This window comes from Chryseobacterium rhizoplanae, from assembly GCF_900182655.1.
Classification (GTDB): Bacteria; Bacteroidota; Bacteroidia; order Flavobacteriales; family Weeksellaceae; genus Chryseobacterium; species Chryseobacterium rhizoplanae.
The window spans coordinates 348,515-369,888 of sequence record NZ_FXTC01000003.1; the positions used below are offsets into that span (position 1 = coordinate 348,515).

16 protein-coding genes are annotated in these 21,374 nt (G+C 36.3%); 5 read left to right on the forward strand and 11 right to left on the reverse strand.

Features of this window, described 5'->3' with window-relative positions:
• Positions 1–52: 52 nt before the first annotated feature.
• Together FN817_RS10260 and FN817_RS10265 are read right to left on the reverse strand one after the other, a co-directional pair.
• Positions 53–862, reverse strand: coding sequence for a T9SS type A sorting domain-containing protein (locus FN817_RS10260; protein ID WP_142717829.1), 810 nt, complete (start codon positions 860–862; stop codon positions 53–55).
• Between the two features lie 159 nt (positions 863–1,021).
• On the reverse strand, positions 1,022–1,891 hold the full coding sequence (locus FN817_RS10265) for a T9SS type A sorting domain-containing protein (protein WP_228451523.1): 870 nt from the start codon (positions 1,889–1,891) through the stop codon (positions 1,022–1,024).
• Between the two features lie 155 nt (positions 1,892–2,046).
• Here FN817_RS10265 and FN817_RS10270 point away from each other — a divergent pair, with 155 nt between their 5' ends.
• The gene (locus FN817_RS10270) at positions 2,047–5,274 is read left to right on the forward strand and encodes a hypothetical protein (RefSeq protein ID WP_142717830.1); all 3,228 of its coding nucleotides are present in this window, start codon (positions 2,047–2,049) and stop codon (positions 5,272–5,274) included.
• Positions 5,275–5,350: 76 nt separating this feature from the next.
• Here the strand turns inward: FN817_RS10270 and FN817_RS10275 are convergent, their stop codons facing one another.
• On the reverse strand, positions 5,351–7,321 hold the full coding sequence (locus tag FN817_RS10275; protein WP_142717831.1) for a T9SS type A sorting domain-containing protein: 1,971 nt from the start codon (positions 7,319–7,321) through the stop codon (positions 5,351–5,353).
• A 198-nt stretch (positions 7,322–7,519) separates the two neighbouring features.
• On the opposite strand from FN817_RS10275, the gene dusB reads away from it, so the two are divergent.
• Entirely contained in the window at positions 7,520–8,515 is a 996-nt protein-coding gene (dusB, locus tag FN817_RS10280) for a tRNA dihydrouridine synthase DusB (protein WP_142717832.1), read from the forward strand.
• Positions 8,516–8,568: 53 nt separating this feature from the next.
• Here dusB and deoC read toward each other — a convergent pair whose 3' ends face one another.
• The 5 genes from deoC to FN817_RS10305 form a co-directional block, all read right to left on the reverse strand.
• Positions 8,569–9,312 (reverse strand): deoxyribose-phosphate aldolase, encoded by a 744-nt coding sequence (gene deoC / locus FN817_RS10285; RefSeq protein ID WP_142717833.1) that lies wholly within the window; start codon positions 9,310–9,312, stop codon positions 8,569–8,571.
• A 4-nt stretch (positions 9,313–9,316) separates the two neighbouring features.
• Positions 9,317–9,787 (reverse strand): Lrp/AsnC ligand binding domain-containing protein, encoded by a 471-nt coding sequence (locus FN817_RS10290; protein WP_047379047.1) that lies wholly within the window; start codon positions 9,785–9,787, stop codon positions 9,317–9,319.
• 28 nt (positions 9,788–9,815) lie between these two features.
• Positions 9,816–10,751, reverse strand: coding sequence for an endonuclease/exonuclease/phosphatase family protein (locus tag FN817_RS10295; protein ID WP_142717834.1), 936 nt, complete (start codon positions 10,749–10,751; stop codon positions 9,816–9,818).
• 379 nt (positions 10,752–11,130) lie between these two features.
• Complete coding sequence (gene trmD, locus FN817_RS10300; protein WP_047419942.1) at positions 11,131–11,802, reverse strand: tRNA (guanosine(37)-N1)-methyltransferase TrmD; 672 nt, start codon at positions 11,800–11,802, stop codon at positions 11,131–11,133.
• Positions 11,799–13,061: an NAD(P)/FAD-dependent oxidoreductase gene (locus tag FN817_RS10305; protein ID WP_142717835.1), complete on the reverse strand. Its 1,263-nt coding sequence runs from the start codon at positions 13,059–13,061 to the stop codon at positions 11,799–11,801. Before FN817_RS10305 ends, trmD begins: the two co-directional genes overlap by 4 nt.
• 66 nt (positions 13,062–13,127) lie before the next feature.
• Here FN817_RS10305 and FN817_RS10310 point away from each other — a divergent pair, with 66 nt between their 5' ends.
• On the forward strand, positions 13,128–13,991 hold the full coding sequence (locus tag FN817_RS10310) for a glycoside hydrolase family 25 protein (protein WP_185149907.1): 864 nt from the start codon (positions 13,128–13,130) through the stop codon (positions 13,989–13,991).
• 59 nt (positions 13,992–14,050) lie between these two features.
• Here FN817_RS10310 and FN817_RS10315 read toward each other — a convergent pair whose 3' ends face one another.
• On the reverse strand, positions 14,051–14,908 hold the full coding sequence (locus FN817_RS10315; protein ID WP_142717836.1) for a carboxypeptidase-like regulatory domain-containing protein: 858 nt from the start codon (positions 14,906–14,908) through the stop codon (positions 14,051–14,053).
• A gap of 145 nt (positions 14,909–15,053) precedes the next feature.
• Positions 15,054–15,566 (reverse strand): 5' nucleotidase, NT5C type, encoded by a 513-nt coding sequence (locus FN817_RS10320; protein WP_047419950.1) that lies wholly within the window; start codon positions 15,564–15,566, stop codon positions 15,054–15,056.
• Positions 15,567–15,770: 204 nt separating this feature from the next.
• Here FN817_RS10320 and FN817_RS10325 point away from each other — a divergent pair, with 204 nt between their 5' ends.
• The gene (locus FN817_RS10325) at positions 15,771–17,666 is read left to right on the forward strand and encodes an ABC-F family ATP-binding cassette domain-containing protein (RefSeq protein ID WP_142717837.1); all 1,896 of its coding nucleotides are present in this window, start codon (positions 15,771–15,773) and stop codon (positions 17,664–17,666) included.
• Between the two features lie 177 nt (positions 17,667–17,843).
• Here FN817_RS10325 and FN817_RS10330 read toward each other — a convergent pair whose 3' ends face one another.
• Positions 17,844–18,899, reverse strand: coding sequence for a Gfo/Idh/MocA family oxidoreductase (locus FN817_RS10330; RefSeq protein ID WP_142717838.1), 1,056 nt, complete (start codon positions 18,897–18,899; stop codon positions 17,844–17,846).
• A gap of 182 nt (positions 18,900–19,081) precedes the next feature.
• Between FN817_RS10330 and FN817_RS10335 the strand changes: the two genes are divergently transcribed.
• Complete coding sequence (locus tag FN817_RS10335) at positions 19,082–21,367, forward strand: TonB-dependent siderophore receptor (protein ID WP_142717839.1); 2,286 nt, start codon at positions 19,082–19,084, stop codon at positions 21,365–21,367.
• Positions 21,368–21,374 lie beyond the last annotated feature (7 nt).

The following is a 21,374-nucleotide window of genomic DNA, read 5'->3' on the forward strand; positions in this document are numbered from 1 at the left end:
TTTACATTCCGTTCAGAATGACATTTAACAAAGATGCTATTTTTTATTAAAACTAATCTTTTATAATTTTCTGTGAGATCGGAATATTATTAATGGTTCCGGTAACAATATAAGTTCCTTTTGGAAGCTCTGCAATATCAAGAGTTGAGGCTAATTTTGTAGGTGATTTTTTTACAATCTGCCTGTAGGTATCGTAGACTTTTACATCCTTCACATCAGTTCCGAAGACAATTTTACTGTCCTTTATAAAAGGGTTTTGCACAAAACCGGACTTCACACTGCCCTCCAGGGAAAAATCAGCCCTATTATCATTACTGTCTACTAATGTCCTTTTTATAGCAGTGGTCGTAGTTGGAGAAGGAGCTGGTCCATCTCCTTTAAACTGATCTGCATTTGATCCATATCCTACAAAATCAAGGACATTAGATGCAGATGGTCCGGTAACCTGTACGATGTTTCCTGCCAGAGCAACCTTTCCTGACACACTGGAAATTCTTAATCCGGAGGATGTATTGGGTGTTCCATCAAAATTGACAACAGTAGTTGCGATAAAATCCGGAGTTGGTAAATTCTCAACACCGCCATTGATTGCCGATTCCTGAATCAAATACGTTTCTTCAGGACCCAAAGTAAAATCCGGCAGCGTATGATATTCAGTAAAAGCTCCAATGGCCGGAGCATATTGTATACTTGCGCCAGTCAAAGAAACAAAATTCGTCCCAATGTTTTTGAGTACAATATAATTATTCTTCAATATGGCACCTGAATCTGCATTGCCGCCATAAATCTCATTAATTACAATCTGGGCATTTGAAAAGGCAGTTAATGATACAAGCCCGACAAGAGTAAAGATTTTTTTCATCGTAATAATTTTTAGCAATGGATTTGTAATAAAAACATCAAAAACAATACCACCAAATTAAGAAATAAACAGCATATAAAAATCTAAAAATCAGTAAATAATTGTATAAAAAAACAGCCGTTTCAATGAAACGGCTGTTTGTATTTTTATCTCAGGAGATTAGTCTTTAAGGACTTTTTGAGAAACCGGTTGGTTGTTTACTGTACCCGTTACGATATAGTTTCCTTTTGCCAGTTCAGCAATATTGACCGTTCCGTTTTGTTTCACAGAACCTTCTTTTACAAGCTGCCCGGACATGTTGAAAACTTTTACGTCTTTTACATCAGATCCGAAAACAATCTCATTGTTTTTAACAAAAGAATTCTTTACGAAGTTCCCTGATTTTGTGTTTTTAGCATCAATAACAGCCAGAGAAGCAGTAGACGAAGTAACAGTTAAAGAAATATCATCTATTCTCCAGTTGGCAGTACCAAGAGAAGGAGTTCCTGTACCAGGACTGTCACTTCCATAGATTCTTAAGGTAACCGGAGCTGATTCTGCACCTACCAGATTAGCACCTGAAAAAGCGATATTATTCAATGTCCATGTACTATTATTGTTAACATTTACAGTACCTATCGCCGTTGTATAGTTATCAATGCTGGAATATACTGTAATCTTTCCAGGTCCTGTAGATGTTCCTCTTGATCCTAAATTTAAAGAATTCAAAGTTACTTTATTACCAGCCACAGGAGTAACGGTTACACTAAAATAAGTACTGGTAGCAGTAGAAAGAGCTTCTTTAAAAGCAGCAGCGCCAAAATTGCTTGAACCACTTGCTCCTGTATATCCAGAAGATACTGATGAAGTAGTAATTAAAGTTGTAGTACCATTATTATTACCCTGAGTTGCTGCAAATGCTACACTTGAAATATTTGCATTTGTGCCGGAAATAGGATTTACAGAACTACCATCCCAAAGGTAAGTTGTTTGTGCAAAAGCAACTGCACTCATCATTACTGTTGCAAAAAGAGAATAAAATTTTTTCATGATTTAAATTTTTTTGTTGTTAATAATTTTTTTCCCTAGCAAAACTACATTCTAATTTTTTTTCCGGGACAATAAAGAGGTTAAGTTTTTGTTAATTATAGTTGACCCCTTAATGTTAACATTTTTTAATTATTTTTACGAATTATTTTTAAAAGTTGCGGAATTTCATCATTCTATTCGTTTTGTTCTTTTTAGGCATATTTTCAGGAAATGCTCAGGTATTTTCATGGAAAAACCCCAATGTGCCTGAAGACAGCATTAAAAGGGATAGTATTCTTGCCGCACGGCTGGAGCAGGACATCTTTGCCAAAGATACCCTGGATTTCATAAGAACACACAATAAGATCATTATTGATGAAGCTGTACTGGCAAAAAATGATAAAAAAAGATTCTTAGGAGAGCTTAATTCAAAGGGTTCCATTATCCGTGGGATTACTTTCGGTAACAACCAGGGACAATCTGTACAAAGTTCTATGGATTTGCAGATTTCAGGACGTCTGTCAAAAGATGTTACTATTTTAGCCAGTATTTCAGATCATAACCTTCCTATTCAGGCTGATGGGTATACTCAGACTTTAGAGGAATTTGACAAAATTTATATGCAGCTTAACATCAAGGAAAAGTCTATTCTCAGAGCCGGACACCTTGATCTTGTAGAGGCCAAAAATTATTTTGCAAAATACCAACGAAGAAGTATGGGACTTCAGTTCCAGACAGAATTTGGAAAGGAAAACAAAACATTGATCGATATTTCTGCCGGTGTTGCACGAAGTGAATTCCACAGAATCCGTTTTCAAGGGGTTGAAGGTAACCAGGGACCTTACCGTCTGACCGGTAAAAACGGTGAACAGTTTATCACATTAATCTCAGGATCTGAGCAGGTCTTCATTGATGGTATCTTAATGAAACGAGGGGAAAACCAGGATTATATCATCAATTACAATACAGGTGAGGTTACTTTTACCAGTTTCCGTCCTATTTTTCAACAGAATTTCATTACGATCTCTTATAACTACGCCAACAGGAATTATTCAAGATATTTATTTACCGGAAAGCTTGAGCATCAGAGAGAGAAATTCAAAGTGGGCCTAAACTGGTTTATGGAAAATGACAACAAAAACGCTCCTCTTTCTTTAAATCTCTCCAAGGAAGATGAACAAATTCTTGCTGAAGCAGGTAATGATCCCAACCTGATGTATGCACCATCAGGAGTTGTTACCGAATATGATGTGAATAAAATTTTATACAAATTAAACTCTGCCGGGAATTTCTACGAATTTTCTACTGATCCTAACTTAACACTTTATCAGGTTTCTTTTACGTATTTCGGAGCTAATCTGGGAGATTATAAAATAGCACAGACCACCAATAACGGGCGTGTTTTTGAATATGTTGGTCCTAATGCCGGAGATTACAGAGCGGTAAGAAAACTTCCTTCACCTCAGAAATCACAGGTATATTCCCTGAACTCTGAGTATTTATTGAATGAAGGAAAAATAGGAGCTGATATTTCCCTGAGTAATTATGATGTCAATTTGTTTTCATCAAAGGATTCTGATCAGAATATGGGCTATGCTTGGCGTATTTTCGGGAATAAAAGCTTTACGAAGAACACATGGAAGGGAACTCCAAGTTTTGAATATCAGTATATAGACAGACAGTTTCATATTCTTGACCGTATCAATGATGTGGAATTCTCCAGAGATTTTAACCTTACACAGGAATTTAACAACAGGACACAAAACAGGTTTATTTTCAGCTTCCTGAATAAATGGAATAATAAGTCTACCTTAAACTACCGTGTCAATTATCTGAATGAACAGGATTCTTACAAAGGACTTAAAAACGACCTGGATTTCGGATGGATCACTGGAAAACTGTTTACCAAAGGAAATTTATCTTATTTGAGTACCAATGCCACTCTTCAGGATACAAAATTTATCCGCGGAGGAATTTCAACTGAATTTACCGGTAAAAAAGGAAGCTGGGCCATTGGTGGAAGCATGGAACACAATGAGAAAAAGTATAATGACACTCAGCTTATGGATGTCACAAGTTTCAGCTGGAAAGAAATCTTTTTGCAAAAAAAGATCGGTGACAGTACAAGAACCAAGCTATTGGCAAAAGTATACATGAGAGATAATGATTCTGTGCGTGACAACAGGCTTCAGAATATGAACAATATTTTAGGTTTCATGGCAGAAAGTCAGATCATCAAAACGGAAAGAACTACATTAAATGCTTTAATCCACTACAGAAAATTTTTCTACTCGGGTGCGGAAGGTGATGTTACCCGAAATAATGACTTCGTTGTTGGAAATATTCTATACAATCAACAGCTGTTCAGAAATGGGATGCGTCTTCAGGCCTTCTATGAACTTGGAAACGGACAGGAAGCACAGCGGGAATTCCAGTACATTAAAGTAACAGATGGACAGGGTGTATATAAATGGACAGATTATAACGGAGACGGCATCCAGCAGCTTGACGAATTTGAAATTGCCGAATATTCCGATCTTGCTCAATATATTCGTGTGTATACCAATTCCGTAAGATATATTCCTTCCAATAAAAATAAGTTACAGCTGGCATTATTTGTCAATCCGGCCATTGTTTTCAACTCAGAAAACGGATTTTTAAAGCGTTGGAATTTCAACATTTCATTGAATTCCCAAAACTCATTCTATAAAAAGGATAAAGTTCTTGTGCTGAATCCTTTTGAAAAAAACAGCGATCAGATCCTTAAAAATCAAAATATACTGGCTTCTGTACAATTCAATCCTACCGATAAATCGGGCTGGAATGGTAACTACAGATTCATCACAAACGATAACCTCATCAATGCCAATTTCAGTAATGAAGAGCGTGAACAAACCTCCCATTTCCTGAATATCGGATACTGGTTCAATAAAGAATTCAGAGTGGATTGGGAAAATTCAGTTCATGATATCCAAAACTCTTCGCAATTATTTAAAACAAGGGATTATCGTCTCAATAATTTTGAAACAAAGCCCAAGGCCACTTATAAATTTACAGATGCCATACAGGCTGAATTATCCTCTGCTTTCCGTCAAAAACAAAGACTTGATGGTGAAGAGCTTCTTAAGGCTTTTGATGTTACAGGAACTATCCAATGGGAGCGCAGAAAAACATCGATCCGTGGAAACTTCTCATTCATCAGCAACAATTTTACCGGAAACAATTTCAGTATTGTAGGAAACCAGATGCTGGATGGTTTGAAGCCGGGGAAAAACCAGGTATGGAGTGTATTTATTCAGCAGGCAATCAACTCATTTATCCAGCTGAATCTTAATTATGAAGGAAGAAATTCGGGTGACCGGACCATTCATATCGGAAGTATGCAGGTAAAAGCAAGTTTCTAAGTTGAACAGTTCCTTTTTTACCATAAAAAATCCCCAATATCACTATTGGGGATTTGTATTGATTATTAGTTAATTTTTATTTTTTAATAACTTTAAGTGATTGTGAACCTCTTTCGGTATTCACTTTTAAGATGTAAATTCCTGTTGGGGCACGTCTCATATCTACAGAGCCTTTTTCTGCGTTGATTGTTTCGCTAAGGATTCTTTGTCCTGAAACATTATATACTTCAACATCTTTGATTCTGCTGTCATTATTGATATAAAGGTAATCTACAACCGGGTTTGGATAGAAATTGACTGTATTCTTTTTCGCTGTTTCATTTACAGCCAATACCGTTGCTGTAAATTCAAAACTTCCGAGATCCGGTGTTACAGCATTTCTTGTATTACCATCAGCATCCAATGTTACTTCAGCAACCGGAGTTCCTTTATTATCAAGAGCTGCATTTCCGGTACCAGACACGTGGAAGTCTGTTGCTGATACAAATACCGGCAGAACATTCAAAGAATTTACATTACCTCCAAATCCTGCCTGGATATCAGCAAGGGTAGCTTTTGCAGCTCCTCCGATATACCCGAGATTGGTTCCTGAAGAATAAAAATTATTATAATTAATGGTAGAAAAAACCGTGCTGGCTGCGCCGGCATAAATAGCATATCTATCTCCTGCCTGGGTTTGGGTATTGACAAAAAGATTGTTTCTCACATCAATACCTCCTGCGCCAGTTACTCCGCTCGTAATGTTTAAAGCAGATGGTCTTCCTGCAACAGTCTGGCTTACATCCATCACAACAGTATTATAATATACTTTATACCCTCCTCCTGCGGCAATGACTATTCCGTTTCCGTTGTCATTTACTCCGCCTGTTGTTGCATATCCATAACCTGCCACACCACTTACAATATTGTTGGCCACTAAAGTATTGGAGGTAAGATTTGTTGTTGACAGATATATCCCCTGCGCTCCATATCCGGATACATTGGTATTTTTGATTCCGGTGATTTTATTATTAGTGATGGCCATTCCATTCGTTAATGTGCCTCCAGCATAAATTCCGGCAAACAGAGTTCCCGTTCCACTGGAATTAAAATTGGAAATGGTATTTCCTTTTACAATAATATTGGCTGCTGCGGAAGCTCCCGTATTACCAGAAGTTACTGTTATTCCGGAAGCACCTCCGGCACCTGTTCCCGTATAGCCAAGATTGGTAATGGTATTTGAAGTAATGGAAGAATTTACAGTTGCAGTTGCAAACCAGACTCCTCTCTTGATCTCAGCATTGGTAGTTTCAAAATTGCCAATTGTATTATTACTTACTGTTACTCCGTCTGCTCCCTGCGCATAAATTCCACAAAGACGAACAGCATCTGTTCCGGAGGCACTCACATCATTTCCTGTCACCAGAGTGTTACTTCCGTTACCTGCAGCTATTGCAGCAAATAAATAAATTCCTATGTAAGCTTTCTTCACAGAATTATTCTGGATCGTCACATTATTAAAGAAGCCTCCTGTAGGGGTTGCAGCTCCATCATACATTATAAAAGCAGAAGAGGTATTGATACCGTTTACTATATTCAGGTTTTTAACCGTAATATTCGTATTGGCAGCTGCTGCAGAAGCCGCAATAAATGTAAGTACCTGCGGTGCTGTAACAGAAGTATTGGTAAGGGTAAGATCTCTTGTAGTTCCTGAAGCAGCATTACTTCCATCTAAAGTAATATTACTTCCTTGTATTCTCACTAAAGGTGCACTGGCAACATCTCCTGAAATAGTAGCCGTAACTCCCACTGCGGGTTTTATCGCAACAGAAGTGTAACTTGTGGCACCACCGCTGGCATTCAGACTGGCAGTTGCCGTTTCGGTAGTATTAGCTGTGATACTGATTGCAATTGCTCCCTGATGTGTTCCCGCATTAATAGCGTCAAATGCTCCCTTTAACGTAGTATAGGTTCCTGTAGCTGTGCCTGCCGTAGCAGATACATTCACTTGTGAATAAAAATTTGATGCAGAAAAAACTGCCATCAAGCAAAATAGAATTTTTCTCATATTATTAATTTTTATTAGTATTAAATATAAGAAATATTTTTTAACATAATATTAAAAACACTGAAAATCAAACATATAAATTAAATAAAAATTAAACAAAATATCATAAAATCCCTTAAATAAACAAAAATACACGAAACGCAAAACACATTATAAATAGTAAAATATTGTTTTTTTAGAATTTCGTAAATTTGCACCATGATAAAAATAGGCAACATAGAACTGCCGGAATTTCCACTTTTGCTGGCTCCGATGGAAGACGTAAGTGATCCTCCGTTCAGACGTTTGTGTAAAATGCATGGTGCAGACTTAATGTATTCGGAATTTATTTCTTCTGAAGGGTTGATTCGTGACGCTATCAAAAGCCGTAAAAAGCTTGATATCTTTGATTATGAAAGGCCAGTAGGTATTCAGATCTTCGGTGGAGACGAAGAAGCTATGGCCATGTCCGCAAGAATTGTTGAAACAGTAAATCCGGATCTGGTAGATATCAATTTTGGATGTCCTGTAAAAAAAGTGGTCTGCAAGGGAGCGGGAGCAGGTGTTTTGAAAGACATTGACCTGATGGTTCGTCTTACAAAAGCTGTTGTAAGTTCCACTCATCTGCCTGTAACTGTAAAAACCCGTTTAGGATGGGACAGCCATACTATCAATATTGATGAAGTAGCAGAACGTCTGCAGGAAACAGGAATTAAAGCTCTTACGATACATGCCAGAACCCGTGCTCAAATGTACAAAGGGGAAGCAGACTGGGAACATATTTCCCGAATCAAACAAAATCCTAATATTGAGATTCCTATCTTTGGAAACGGAGATATTGATTCTGCTGAAAAAGCATTAGAATATAAACAAAAGTATGCATGTGACGGTATTATGATCGGACGTGCTGCTATTGGCTATCCATGGATATTTAATGAAATCAAGCATTTCTTTACAACGGGAGAGCATTTACCTGCTCCTACCATATCAGACCGTTTATTGGCCGTTCGCCAGCATGCGGAATGGAGTGTTGAATGGAAAGGAGAAAGATTAGGTTTGGTGGAAATGAGACAGCACTACAGTAATTATTTCAGAGGAATACCTCACTTCAAGGACTTCAGAAGAAAATTCCTGGAAGTTTTCACATTGGAAGAAATGAACAGCTTAATCAAAGAAACCCAACAGTTCTACGAAGAATATCAGGCACAGGTATAAATAAAAAACCATCAGCAAAACTGATGGTTTTTTTATTATTTTGAACTTTCAGATTAATATCCTTCTGACGGAGATACATTTTTAATCAGTGCTAAAGCTGAAGAGGTTCCTATTCTTTTCACTCCCATCTTAATCATTTTCTCAGCATCCTCAGGGGTTCTTACACCACCTGCTGCTTTTACAGGAAGTTTTCCTGCGTTGTTGAGCATAATTGTTATTCCTTCAAAGGTTGCTCCGTTAGGTTTTCCTTCAGGAGTTTTGTAGAACCCTGTTGAAGACTTAACAAAAATTTTTGACCAATCATTTTCAGAGAAGTTCTCTTCCGCCCAGGTAGAAATATTTTTGGTAAGATCTGCAATCTGTTCATCTGTCAATGCAGCAATTTCAATAATCCATTTTGCTATTTTATGATGTTCAAGAGACAATCTTGTACATTTTACAAATTCTTCTTTTACCAGTTCTGTATTTCCTTGCAGATAAGCTGTATAATTAATAACGAAATCCAATTCATCAGCACCGTCTTCTATTGCTTTTGAGGCTTCAGCAAGTTTCTCATCAACAGAATACGTTCCTTCGTGAAAGCCTATTACTGTTCCTACTGCAACATTTGAATTTCTTTCCTGAATATATTTCCTGATCTCAGCTACATAATCCGGGCGAATCATTACTGCAAAAATGCCATTATCAATAGCTTCCTGAGCAAGTTCTTTATCTTTTTGAAGTGTTTCTTCATGGGAAATACCTGATTGTTCCGGTGTTTTCAGGTAGGTTGAATCCAAATATTGGGCTATGTTCATATCGTTATACTTTCAATTGTCTGTAAATACCTTGTTCCAAAGATATAAAAGTCTCTGTTCTTGTTACCCCTTTCAGCTTCTGAAGCTTGTTAAGGATCTGCATTAAGTGATCATTATCTTTACAAAGAACTTTCAGGAATATGGTATAATTTCCTGTTGTGTAGTGGGCTTCCACTACTTCATTAATATCATGCAAAGATTTTACCACTTCTGGATAATGGCTTGGCTGATCCAGAAACACACCAATGTAGGAAATCACTTTATATCCTATTTTTTTAGGATTAAGAAATGATATTGAATTTTCAATAACTCCTGCATGTTCAAGTTTTTTGATTCTTTGATGCACTGCAGTTGTGGAAATTCCAACATTTTTTGAAATGTGGGCTAAAGAAGTTTTAGCATTATCCATCAACATGTAGATAATTTCCTTGTCAATAGAATCTAAATGATAGCTTGTGTTGCTCGAATTTTTCATTTTCTACTTTTTTTATTATTTATGTTTTTTACTGTAAATTTTTAAATTTTACAAAAACCGGAAAGTGATCACTATATCCTCCCAAATACCTTGTACCGGCATAAGTTCGGAAAGGCCGTCCTTCAAAATTTCTGGTTCTGCTGCGGATTTTCTCAGAATTGAATATATCGGCATCCTGAAAAGCCAGCGTCTTATTATCAAGCAAAGATCTTGACATAATGATCTGATCATACAGCAATCCAGATTTATAATGAAAAGTAGAATAATTTCTTGCAGAAAACAATTGTTGAAAAGGGTTTATTAAAACCTTCTCGTGGTCATTGTTATAGAGAATCTGTACTAAATTTTCATCATCCGGGTTTTCGTTAAAATCACCACACAGTATGACATGCTCTTTATCAGCATCTACAATTTTCATAATCCGTTCCCGGACTTCATTCAATATAAAGGCTCTTTTAGGTTTATTGATATCTTTTTCTCGCTTAGAGGGAAGATGGGCGATAAAGACATTAATAATTTCCCCTTTATATTTAATTTTTGAAAAAAGTACGTCTCGGGTTGTGTCGTAATTTCCTGTGTTTTTATTTACTATTTCAAAAAAGAAAGTAATGGTTTCAGAATCTATTACCTCTACTTTATTTTTATCATACAACATGGCTACATCCACTTTTCTTTCGTCCATAGAATTGTAATGTACAATCCCATACTGCGAATGAAAGGGCTCCATCTCCACAAGATCTTCCAATACTTTCCTTCCGGAAACCTCAGACAATCCTATTACAAATGGCAATACACCATTATCCTCCTTCATCAACTGAAATACATGGGAGATCTTGAAAAGCTTATTATTATATCTTTTTTCATCCCAATTCCTTAATCCTGACCGTGTAGGATCTAATTTGTGGACAGGTTTCGGATCGGGCAAAAATAAATTTTCAACATTATAAAAAGAGAACAGCTCCATCTACACTAATTTCTATACTTTTAATTTATTATGTTCTTTTTTCTTAAGATGTAAATTTATTTATTTTTTTTCAAATTCCTCTGATTCAACTCAAGAAAAGCGAATCAATTTCCAATAAAAAACGATTCAAATATAATAAAAAATATCAATGAAATCAGCTATAATAAATTAATTTTTCAATTATTAGAGAGTTTTAATACATTAATCAAAATTGAGACAATACATAAAAATCAAAATAATAGAAATAAATTTTTAATTTAAAATTAGAAATATTAATATTTTTCGTTATTATTAAATTTATAACAAATATTATTCCATTATCTTCAAAACAAATGGAATTCAACGCGGATAAGAATTGACAAGTTTCGACAGTATTTGACTACAGTAAATCGGGACGTTTTTCTTTAGTGATCCTTACCGCTTCATCATGGCGCCATTCTTCAATTTTTCCGGAATTTCCGCTCAGTAAAATTTTAGGTACATCCAGTCCTTTATAACTTTCAGGTCTGGTATAAATTGGCGGTGAAAGAAGGTCATCCTGAAAACTATCCGTTAAGGCACTCTGTTCATCATTTAAAACGCCCGGAAGCAGTCTTATTACAGAATCTGCCAGAACGCAGGCTGCCAGTTCTCCTCCGGTAAGAACATAATCTCCGATGGAAATTTCTTTTGTGATATGAAGATCTCTTACTCTTTGGTCTATTCCTTTATAGTGGCCACAAAGAAAGATCAGATTTTCTTTTATGGAAAGCGAATTGGCAATTTTCTGATTTAAAGTTTCGCCATCCGGTGTCAGATAGATTACCTCATCATAATTTCTTTGGGATTTAAGTTCTGAAATACATTTATCCAGCGGCTCAATCATCATCACCATGCCTGCTCCGCCTCCGTAAGGTTCATCATCAATCTGTCTGTGCTTATTAACAGCCCAGTCTCTCAGTTGATGAAAATGTACTTCTGCCAGTCCTTTATCCATTGCTCGTTTCAAAATAGAAGTTTTGAACGGACTTTCCATCAATTCCGGAAGTACGCTTATTATGTCAATTCTCATTGTAATGTTCCGTTTTTCTTAGTAGGTATAATAATTAATCTTAAAGAAGAATCTTTGTTGATATAGCTCCACATCCAGTTGAAGAATATGGCCAGCTTATTTCGAACGCTCAAAATTAGCATTAAATGGAGAAACATCCAGAAATACCACGCCAGAAATCCCTGAAATTTTATAAATGGCAGATCAACAACGGCTCTGTGCTTCCCTATGGTTGCCAATGAACCTTTATCATCATATTCATATTCTGCCCACTCGTTCTGACTTTTCTTTAATAGATTTTTACCTAAATTTTTTGCCTGATTAATGGCTACGTTTGCTACCTGCGGGTGCCCCTGTGGATATTTTGGAGTTTCCATATAGGCAATATCCCCGATGGCATAAATATTATCGTATCCTTTTATTTTATTGTATCGATCTACAATATATCTGTTTTTCACTAATTTTTCTTCAGGGAAACCACCTACCACATTTCCGGTAACTCCTGCTGCCCAGATTACATTATTGGAAGGAATTTCTTTCCCGCTTCTAAGATGCACTTTATCTCCATCATAATCTGTCACCACTTCTCCACTCATAAAAGTCACCCCAAGATCTTTGAGGTATTTTTCAGATTTTTCCTGGGCTTCACTGCTCATTACAGCCAGAGGCTTTTCTGTGGAACTTACAAGGATAATCTTCAGATGGTCAAAGTTCATGTAAGGATAATCTCTTGGAAGGATGTCTTTTTTCATTTCGGCAAAAGCACCTGCCAGTTCTACTCCTGTAGGTCCGCTTCCTACGATAACGATATTCCAGTTTCCGTCATCGCTCCGGCTTTTTTCAATAATCAGCTTTTCAAAGGTCGTCAACACATGATTTCTGATGCTGATGGCTTCCTGAGTATTTTTCATTCCAAAAGCTTTTCCTTCCAGATCTTTGTTTCCGAAAAAATTGGTTTTACAGCCCGTTGCGATGATGAGTTTATCATAAGTAAATTCTGCCTCATCGGTAATTACTTTATTGTTGGCAGGGTCTATTTCTTTCACCTCTGTCATACGGAACTGTGTGTTTCTGGACTGCTGAAAAATCTTTCTGAAGGGGAAAGAGATATTGGAAGGTTCTATCCTTCCTGAGGCTACCTGATAAAAAAGCGGCTGAAACATATGATGATTCATCCGATCCAGAACAATGACCTTTTTGTTCTTGTTATTCAATGTTTTTGCAAGCTGCAGCCCCGCAAATCCTCCTCCTATAATGATGATTTTTTCGCGTGTTTCCATAATACACAAATTTACTGATTTTATTTTAGCATTTAGCAGTGAAAAAAGTTAGTTTTGCAAAACTTTATGACACCAAAAAAGTACACCAAAAAAACTGCCAAACAGCTCCATAAAATAAGACGGAAGAACTATTTTTTCCGCAGAAAGGTAATATTGGCTATTTTAATTATTGCTCTTATCGGAACCGGCTTTTATTTAAAGCAATCCATCAGCTATTATTACGCACTGTACTTTAACAAATTCACTCACAAAAAACTCCACAACAGCGAAAGGGAAGCCGCGAGAATTCAGAGAATTTTAGCGAACAACCTTGATAAAACTTATGGTTTTGATGTTTCTCATTATCAGAACAAAGAAGATATCAAATGGGACAGTCTCAGCATTGGTAACAAAACGATTCCACTGGAGTTCGTCGTGATGCGTGCTACGATGGGAAATAAAAGTGCTGACAAGCATTTTGATGAGTTCTGGGAAATGGCTAAAAAACATGATCTGATCCGTGGTGCCTACCATTTTTACAGGGCTGATGAAGATCCTGTCATTCAGGCCAATAATTTTTTAGCCAATGTAAAACTTGAAAGTGGAGATCTTCCTCCCATTCTTGATATTGAGAAAATTCCAAAGCGCAAAACGAATAAAAAACTGATTGAAGACCTGAAAGTCTGGTGCAAAATTGTGGAGGATGCTTATGGTGAAAAACCTATCATTTACACCTACTATCATTATTATAAAGATTTCCTGAAAGGTGAATTTGAAGGTTATCCTTTATGGCTGGCCAATTACAATGATGTTCCTTCTCCGTCTCCTGATGACCAGTGGGATTTCTGGCAGTTTACGGAAAACGGAATTGTTCATGGCATCAATGCCAAAGTGGATCTTGATATCTATAATGGTAATTCCTGGTCGTTAAAAAGACTGACGCTGGATTAGTAAAGATGGAAATGTATGAACAAGCTGATTGATTCTTCAGCTACTCAGACATACCTGTATTAATCATTCTCATTCTGATTATCGTTTCCGTTTTTATCCATTTTCACATCAATATTAATCGCTGGTGCAGCAATGGTCATTTTCTGCCAGTCACCATAAAATTCCCTTATAAATCCAGTTCTGAATAAAGCGGCACTTATTTTAATCCTGCCGTCAAAAGCTTTTAAAAACTGAATTCCGATAAAAAATTTTCCCTGAACCCAGATATTACGATCATTGACATCCAGCGTATAGGTTCCGTCTTTGATCATATTTTCAGTAAGTTCCACAGTAATCTCTTCTTCAAGAATATTTTTATCCGGGAAGCCATTTTTTTCACTGTAAATGCTATATCTCATTAAAACCGGCTGGGTAGAAACATAACTGGCTATATTCAGATTGATATTTTTAATTTTGGATCTTTTCTTAGCATTGAATTCCAAAGCGGTTTCTCCAAGAAAACTTTTTTTGTCAAATTCCGGATTAACAGAATAAATAACACTTTTTGTTTTTGTATTTACTCCCCAGTTCTTATCAACAAGTTTTTTAGGTTTAATTGCAATCTCTTTAATATTTTTAGTTTTCTCCGTTAAAAATACTTTTTGCTGATCATGCTTTTTAAAACTCTCTATTGTCTCCTGATAAAGATCGTACCCCGGGACTTCTATTTTTATTTTCTGCTGTGGTTCGGCATTGGAAAGATCAATTGAAAATTGTCCTTTTTCATCCGAAATCGCCCCGGTTGATTTTTTCTCAATCCCGATTTTCACATAAGGAATCGGCTGATTTTCGTTTTTAGAAATAACAGTTCCGGTAATAATTTGTGCATGGAAGGCTGAAGCGGCCAAAAGGAAGAATAAAGTATGAGATATTTTCATGTTAAAAGTTTGACGCAAACTTATTTATTTTAAATCTTCAGCTGTCACAATTCTTTATTAAATTTATTCTTCCTATAGTTAAAGTTCTTTTAAAAAATTCTATTGTTTCTAAAAGAACCCTAAAAAGAATTTACATTCTTTTCTGCTAAAGGATATTCATAACTTCTTCCCACGAATGAACTCTTTCGTAAGTTTCATTTTCTATCAGTTCATTATGAGGCTGGGTAAAAATCAATCTTTGTCCTGAAAAATGATCCAGATTTTTTGGATAATCATCAATCATTACATCCCCTGAAACTACTTTTTTGCTTCCACAAAGAACAATCTGCTCCCAGGTGATGAATGGAAAATGTTCTGCCAGCCAATCATATTTTTCTCTTAAGCTGTTGGGAAATTCCATGCCTGCAGAGACAATATACAGATCATATTTATTATTCAGATATTCTATTGCTTCACGGCTCCCTTTCATTACAGGCAGCGTTCTGAAAAATCCTACTTCATTAACGTGCTTTTTTCCATTCGGAAATGATTCTATTTCGGGCTTACCTGTCAAATCACTGATTTCAATTTCTCTCCCCGTATCTCTTTTTTCAAATTGTACCAGCTGATGATATACATCTGCCATTACCCCATCCATGTCGACAATTACTTTTTTCATTACTTCAATCAGATTTTGTATTATTTATATTATTAAAAATGCATGCATTATCAAATTTACTGAATAGTTTTTCCAGCAAGCCTGTAAACTCTATTAAAAAATTATAAATAATCATTTTTATAAAAGAGGTTCCGGAAAATTTTAGGTTACATTTTCGTATTTTTGCGGTTCAATTCAAAATTAAAATCAAACCATTAATTTCCAATGAATTACGTTTCTGCAGAAAATCTTACCAAATCATACGGCATCAAAGTTTTATTTGAAAACATTACTTTTCATATCAATGAAGGGGATAAAATTGCTATTGTTGCCAAAAACGGAAGTGGAAAATCTACCCTTCTGAAAATATTAATGGGTAAAGAAATTGCAGACAGTGGAACTGCGATCATCAACAAAGATATCCAGGTGGTATTATTTGACCAGGAAATTGATTATGATCCTAAACTCAGCATTGAGGAATTTATGATGGCGCTGGATTCTGAACCTATCCTTGCTCTTAAAAATTATCATCAGTCACTTCATTCTACAGATAATGATTTTATTGAGAAAGCATTGGCCGATATGGAAGCTCACAAGGCATGGGATCTTGAAAATGAAATGAAACAGATTCTTTCCCAGCTTAAGATTACTGATCTGGATGCCAAAATGGGAACGCTTTCGGGAGGTCAGATCAAACGTGTAGCGCTGGCTAAACTTTTGACGGAAACAAGAGCAGAACACAGACATACGCTTCTTATCATGGATGAACCTACCAACCACCTTGATGTGGATATGGTAGAATGGCTTGAAAATTATCTGAATAAAGCAAAAATCACATTATTACTCGTAACCCATGACCGATATTTCCTTGACAGTGTTTGTGACATTATCTGGGAAATGGAAGATAGAAATCTGTATGTTCATAATGGTTCATATGCTACTTATCTTGAAAACAAAATGATTCGTGAGGAGAATCTTAATGCTACGATTGATAAAGCCAATAACCTTTACAGAAAGGAATTGGAGTGGATGCGCAGACAACCTAAAGCCAGAACCACAAAATCAAAGAGCAGAATTGATGCTTTTTACGAAACGGAGAAGGTTGCCAAAACTGATACCAGAAAAGATGGCTTGGAACTTGATTTTGAGATGAAGCGTCTGGGAAATAAAATTCTCGAACTTAAACATATTGATAAAAGTTTTGGGTCAAAAGTTCTTCTGAAAGATTTCAGCTATCAGTTTCAACGTGGTGAAAAGGTTGGAATTATCGGGAAAAACGGCGCAGGAAAATCTACCCTGCTTAATATTATCCAAGGTTTGGAAAAAGCTGACCAGGGAGAAATTGAAACCGGAGAAACGATATCTTTCGGTTATTTCGCTCAGAAAGGGCTTACCTATAAAGAGGATGAACGTGTGATTGATTTCATCAAAGAGATTGCAGAATTTTATCCTTTGGCCAATGGAAGAAGCTTGTCAGCATCGCAATTCTTAAGACTGTTCTTATTTGACGACCAGACACAGTACTCTCCTATCTCCAAACTTTCGGGTGGGGAAAAGAGAAGACTTCACCTGATGTATATTTTGTATCAGAATCCTAATTTCCTGATTTTTGACGAGCCTACGAATGACCTTGATCTTCCTACGCTAACGGTTCTTGAAAACTTCCTTCAGCAATTCCAGGGATCTTTGATTATTGTTTCCCACGACCGATATTTCATGGACAGAATTGTAGATCATGTCCTGGCTTTTGAAGGTGACGGAAAAATCAGAAACTTTGTAGGAAATTTCTCAGAATACCGAGAGGCAAGAAGCCGCGAAGAAGCATTGGAAAAAAATGCCACTGTAAAACCTGAGCCCGCTAAAGAAGTTGTTGCTGTAACAGAAACCGCTCCAGCTGCTGCCTCTAAAAAAAGAAAATTAACTTTTAAGGAACAAAAAGAACTGGAAACGATAGAAAAGGAAATGCCTGAACTTGAAGACCAGCGCTCCAAAATTCTGGATCAGCTCAACAATGAAGCAGATTACGAAAAGATCGCCAAACTCTCTTCCGAACTGGAAACAGTTTCAGAAAAACTGGAGAACCATGAGATGAGATGGCTGGAGCTTCAGGAAATCCTTTAATAATTATGAGTTAAAAATTATGAATTATGAATGGATTTAAGGTTCAAAGTTTAAAGTTCAAGGTTGATAGCAGTCGTGACTAGAAGTTTCAACTCATTTACACCCAAGCCCTCAAACTCTCAAACACTCTGACTCATTCATAATTCATAACCCATCATTTATAATTGAATACCCTTTTTACAATTTAATTACTCTTTCTTCTTTTGCACTTTCCAGAGAAGCATCAATAATTTTCATATTCTGAATAACTTCTCTTCCCGGAGATGGTAAAGCATATCCAAACACAATGTGCTCGTAGATCTGCTGGTAATAATCCATATAATTTCCGGCTTCACTGGACGTCAGAATTCTTTCTGTCTCGGAATCATCATTGAGGAAGTTTAAAATTCCATCAGATTCTTTCAATGGCTGGGTCCATTCTTTACCATATTCAGGAATAGCACCTGCTACCAATTCATTTTCCTGATTATCTGTTCTTTCCTGTAAGAAAGTTCCTCTGTCGCCGTGAATAGTATAGGCGTAGTGCCCTTCTTTACTGAAAACAGATGACTTCAGCCTTACTCTCAGGTTATCTTTATAGAATAAGAGAATTTCAAAGTAATCATTAGCAAACTCACTTCCTTTCATAGAAAATACATCTGCAAAAAGCTTTTCAGGATATCCAAAATACTGTACAGCCTGGTCTACAAGATGCGCTCCCAGATCATGAAGTGTTCCTGCACCTACCTGATCCGGACTTTCTTTATGCAGTTTTCCGCTGGAAGTTGTACGGAATCTGTCAAAGCGGATTTCTGCCTCTTTAATATTCCCTATTTTTTTATCATTTAAAATCTTCTGAACCTGTAAGAAATCACGGTCGAATCTTCTGTTTTGATACACACTTAAAAACAGTCCTTTTTCCTCTGCCAATTGTACCAGCTCTTCTGCTTCAGCAACATTTACTGTAAAAGGTTTTTCTACAATAATATTTTTTCCTGCTTCCAATGCTTTTTTTGCATACTCATAATGGGTCTGAACCGGAGTATTGATAATGACCAATTCTACATCTGCCTGCTGAAGCATTTCTTCCACAGAACGGTAAATTGTTGCTTCGGGGTACTTCTCCTTCGATTCTTCCTTACTTCTTTCCACTACAGCAGCTATAAAAAATCCCGGATGTTCCTTTAAAAAAGGAGCATGGAACACTTTTCCGCTCATTCCAAAGGCACAAAGCCCTGCTTTTACCAATTGCATATTATAATTTTTAACAAATATATTCATAAAAAATTCTCTATTCCCCAATCTAAAGGAGGTATAGAAATAATCCATCTCACTAACCCTGAAAAATATGATTTAAATCATAAAATTATTTTTATCTATTCTAAACAAATACTTACATTTGCGCCTTATTTAAAACTGTTCTACATAAAAATAAAATGAAAAGACAATTACTTTCTTTAGGTCTTCTATTTATTGCTGCTTCAGCAAGTTCACAGCTGAAAAACGTTGAAGCAGACACCATCAGAACCCAGACCATTGAGGATATCAATCTTCATAAAACAGGAAATCCGAATCAGGCAAGACCATTATCGACAAAATCAAACCTGACGGTAATGGAAAATCCACAGCCTATTGCTATTGTTACTCACGAAATCATTGAGCAGCAGCAGGCAAAACAGCTTAGCGATGTTCTTCAGAATGTAAATGGACTGTATATTACTTCATCCAGAGGAAATTCTCAGGACAGCTTTGGTGGACGTGGTTTCATTTTAGGAAATGATAACATCTTCAAGAATGGTTCAAGAATAAACAGTGGGGTTTTCCCTGAAGTAAGTGGTCTGGAAAGAGTAGAAGTTTTAAAGGGAGCGAATGCTATGCTTTTTGGTAATACAGCAGCTGGTGGTGTTATCAATATGATTACCAAAAAACCTAAATTCAATTTTGGGGGAAGCGTAGGATTAAATGGTGGAAGCTGGAACTCTTATAAGCCAACAGTTGATATTTATGGACCTTTATCCAAAAATGTTGCATTCAGAATCAATGGTGCCTATGAGCATGCTGAAAGTTTCAGAGATGTTGTAGAATCAGAGAAATACTATTTCAATCCTTCATTCTTATTTAATTTAAGCGATAAATCTCAGTTAATTGTTGAGGCAGATTATCTTAAAAATAATTTCACCCCAGATTTCGGAATTGGATCTATCACTGAAAAAGACCAAAGCTACAGATTAAATGATGCTGTTTCCAGAAACACGTTCTTCGGAACTGACTGGCAATATCAAAATGTGCAGCAAGCCTCTACGAACGTAACTTTTAATCATCAATTTAACGAAAGATGGTCTTTGAACGCTACTGCTTCTTACCAAAACTATACTAAAGATTATTTTTCTTCTGAAAGAGTACAATGGATATATGACACCAAAGATGCCAGTGTAGATCCTAACAGATTATCATGGAAAAGACCTTTTGGCAGAACTTACAACGAACAAAATTATACTTCTGCACAAGTAAACATCAATGGTGAATTCAATACAGGAAAAATCAACCATAAAGTTTTAATTGGTGCTGATGCCGATTACAGCCAGGCAGATGCGTATGCTTATACTGTTACGGCTCCAAGAAATCTTCTGTATTTAGATGATCCATCAACGTGGGGAAGTATTGATATGCCAAATTCTACTCTTAGTACAAGAAACAGAATCAATACAAGAAGAATCGGGATCTATGCACAGGATTTTATCAGCATAACAAAACAACTAAAAGTAATTGCCGGGCTAAGATGGTCTTACATAGAAAATATGCCTACGCTGACAACTCGTTTTACATTAAATGATAAAATTGAAGTAGCCAATTCTTCAACATCTGACAATGCATTCTCTCCAAAAGTAGGTTTGGTATATGCACCAAATGAAAACCTTTCGGTGTTCGCAACGTATACGAATTCTTTTGCAGCAAATGCGGGGTATACTTCAGATCAATTCGGTACAGTAAATACCAATCAATCTGCTTCAGATGTTCAAGCTCAGTTAAACACTTTATCAAAACAAAGCATAAAGCCATCAACAGTTGATCAATATGAAATTGGTATTAAAAAGAATTTCTGGAACAATGCTTTAGCTGTTAACTTAACGGCTTACCAGATCATGTACAATAATTACTATCAAACGTATTGGTTTGCTTCTGCTCCGAACGGAGTACCGGTAAATTCTACAGATACTAATCTTAAAGAATTTGCAGGAAATATGAGAAGCCGTGGTGTGGAACTGGATATTACAGGAAATCCAACAGAAAACTTATCTATAATCGGAGGTTTTTCTTATAACAATTCTGTTTACACAGACACTCCTGAAAAGGGATATGTTGAAAACCAAAGACTGGTAAGAACTCCTGCTACAACAGCAAATGCTTCTGTTTTCTATAAATTTACAAACTATGTAAAAGGATTAAAAATTGGAGCTGGAGTTTATTATATCGGAGACAGAATCGCTGGATGGAATGATTCAAAATCTACAAACGAAAGTAGAAATAATGTGAGCAGAATGTTTGATCTGAAAGATTATACAACCGTTTCTGTATCTGTAGGCTACGAATGGAACAAATTCTCTATCCAGGGTAAAGTGGGGAACCTGTTTGATGTCGTAAACTACAATGTTCACGAAAATTATTCAGTGAATCCTATCACACCGAGAAACTACTATTTCACACTAACATACAGACTCTAGAATTCTT

Coding starts and splice junctions, on each gene's coding strand:
- FN817_RS10260 (WP_142717829.1), bottom strand. CDS start 862: ATGAAAAAAATCTTTACTCTTGTCGGGCTTGTATCATTAACTGCCTTT.
- FN817_RS10295 (WP_142717834.1), bottom strand. CDS start 10,751: ATGGAGCTGTTCTCTTTTTATAATGTTGAAAATTTATTTTTGCCCGAT.
- dusB (WP_142717832.1), top strand. CDS start 7,520: ATGATAAAAATAGGCAACATAGAACTGCCGGAATTTCCACTTTTGCTG.
- FN817_RS10335 (WP_142717839.1), top strand. CDS start 19,082: ATGAAAAGACAATTACTTTCTTTAGGTCTTCTATTTATTGCTGCTTCA.
- trmD (WP_047419942.1), bottom strand. CDS start 11,802: ATGAGAATTGACATAATAAGCGTACTTCCGGAATTGATGGAAAGTCCG.
- deoC (WP_142717833.1), bottom strand. CDS start 9,312: ATGAACATAGCCCAATATTTGGATTCAACCTACCTGAAAACACCGGAA.
- FN817_RS10305 (WP_142717835.1), bottom strand. CDS start 13,061: ATGGAAACACGCGAAAAAATCATCATTATAGGAGGAGGATTTGCGGGG.
- FN817_RS10330 (WP_142717838.1), bottom strand. CDS start 18,899: ATGCAATTGGTAAAAGCAGGGCTTTGTGCCTTTGGAATGAGCGGAAAA.
- FN817_RS10275 (WP_142717831.1), bottom strand. CDS start 7,321: ATGAGAAAAATTCTATTTTGCTTGATGGCAGTTTTTTCTGCATCAAAT.
- FN817_RS10290 (WP_047379047.1), bottom strand. CDS start 9,787: ATGAAAAATTCGAGCAACACAAGCTATCATTTAGATTCTATTGACAAG.
- FN817_RS10325 (WP_142717837.1), top strand. CDS start 15,771: ATGAATTACGTTTCTGCAGAAAATCTTACCAAATCATACGGCATCAAA.
- FN817_RS10315 (WP_142717836.1), bottom strand. CDS start 14,908: ATGAAAATATCTCATACTTTATTCTTCCTTTTGGCCGCTTCAGCCTTC.
- FN817_RS10265 (WP_228451523.1), bottom strand. CDS start 1,891: ATGAAAAAATTTTATTCTCTTTTTGCAACAGTAATGATGAGTGCAGTT.
- FN817_RS10310 (WP_185149907.1), top strand. CDS start 13,128: ATGACACCAAAAAAGTACACCAAAAAAACTGCCAAACAGCTCCATAAA.
- FN817_RS10320 (WP_047419950.1), bottom strand. CDS start 15,566: ATGAAAAAAGTAATTGTCGACATGGATGGGGTAATGGCAGATGTATAT.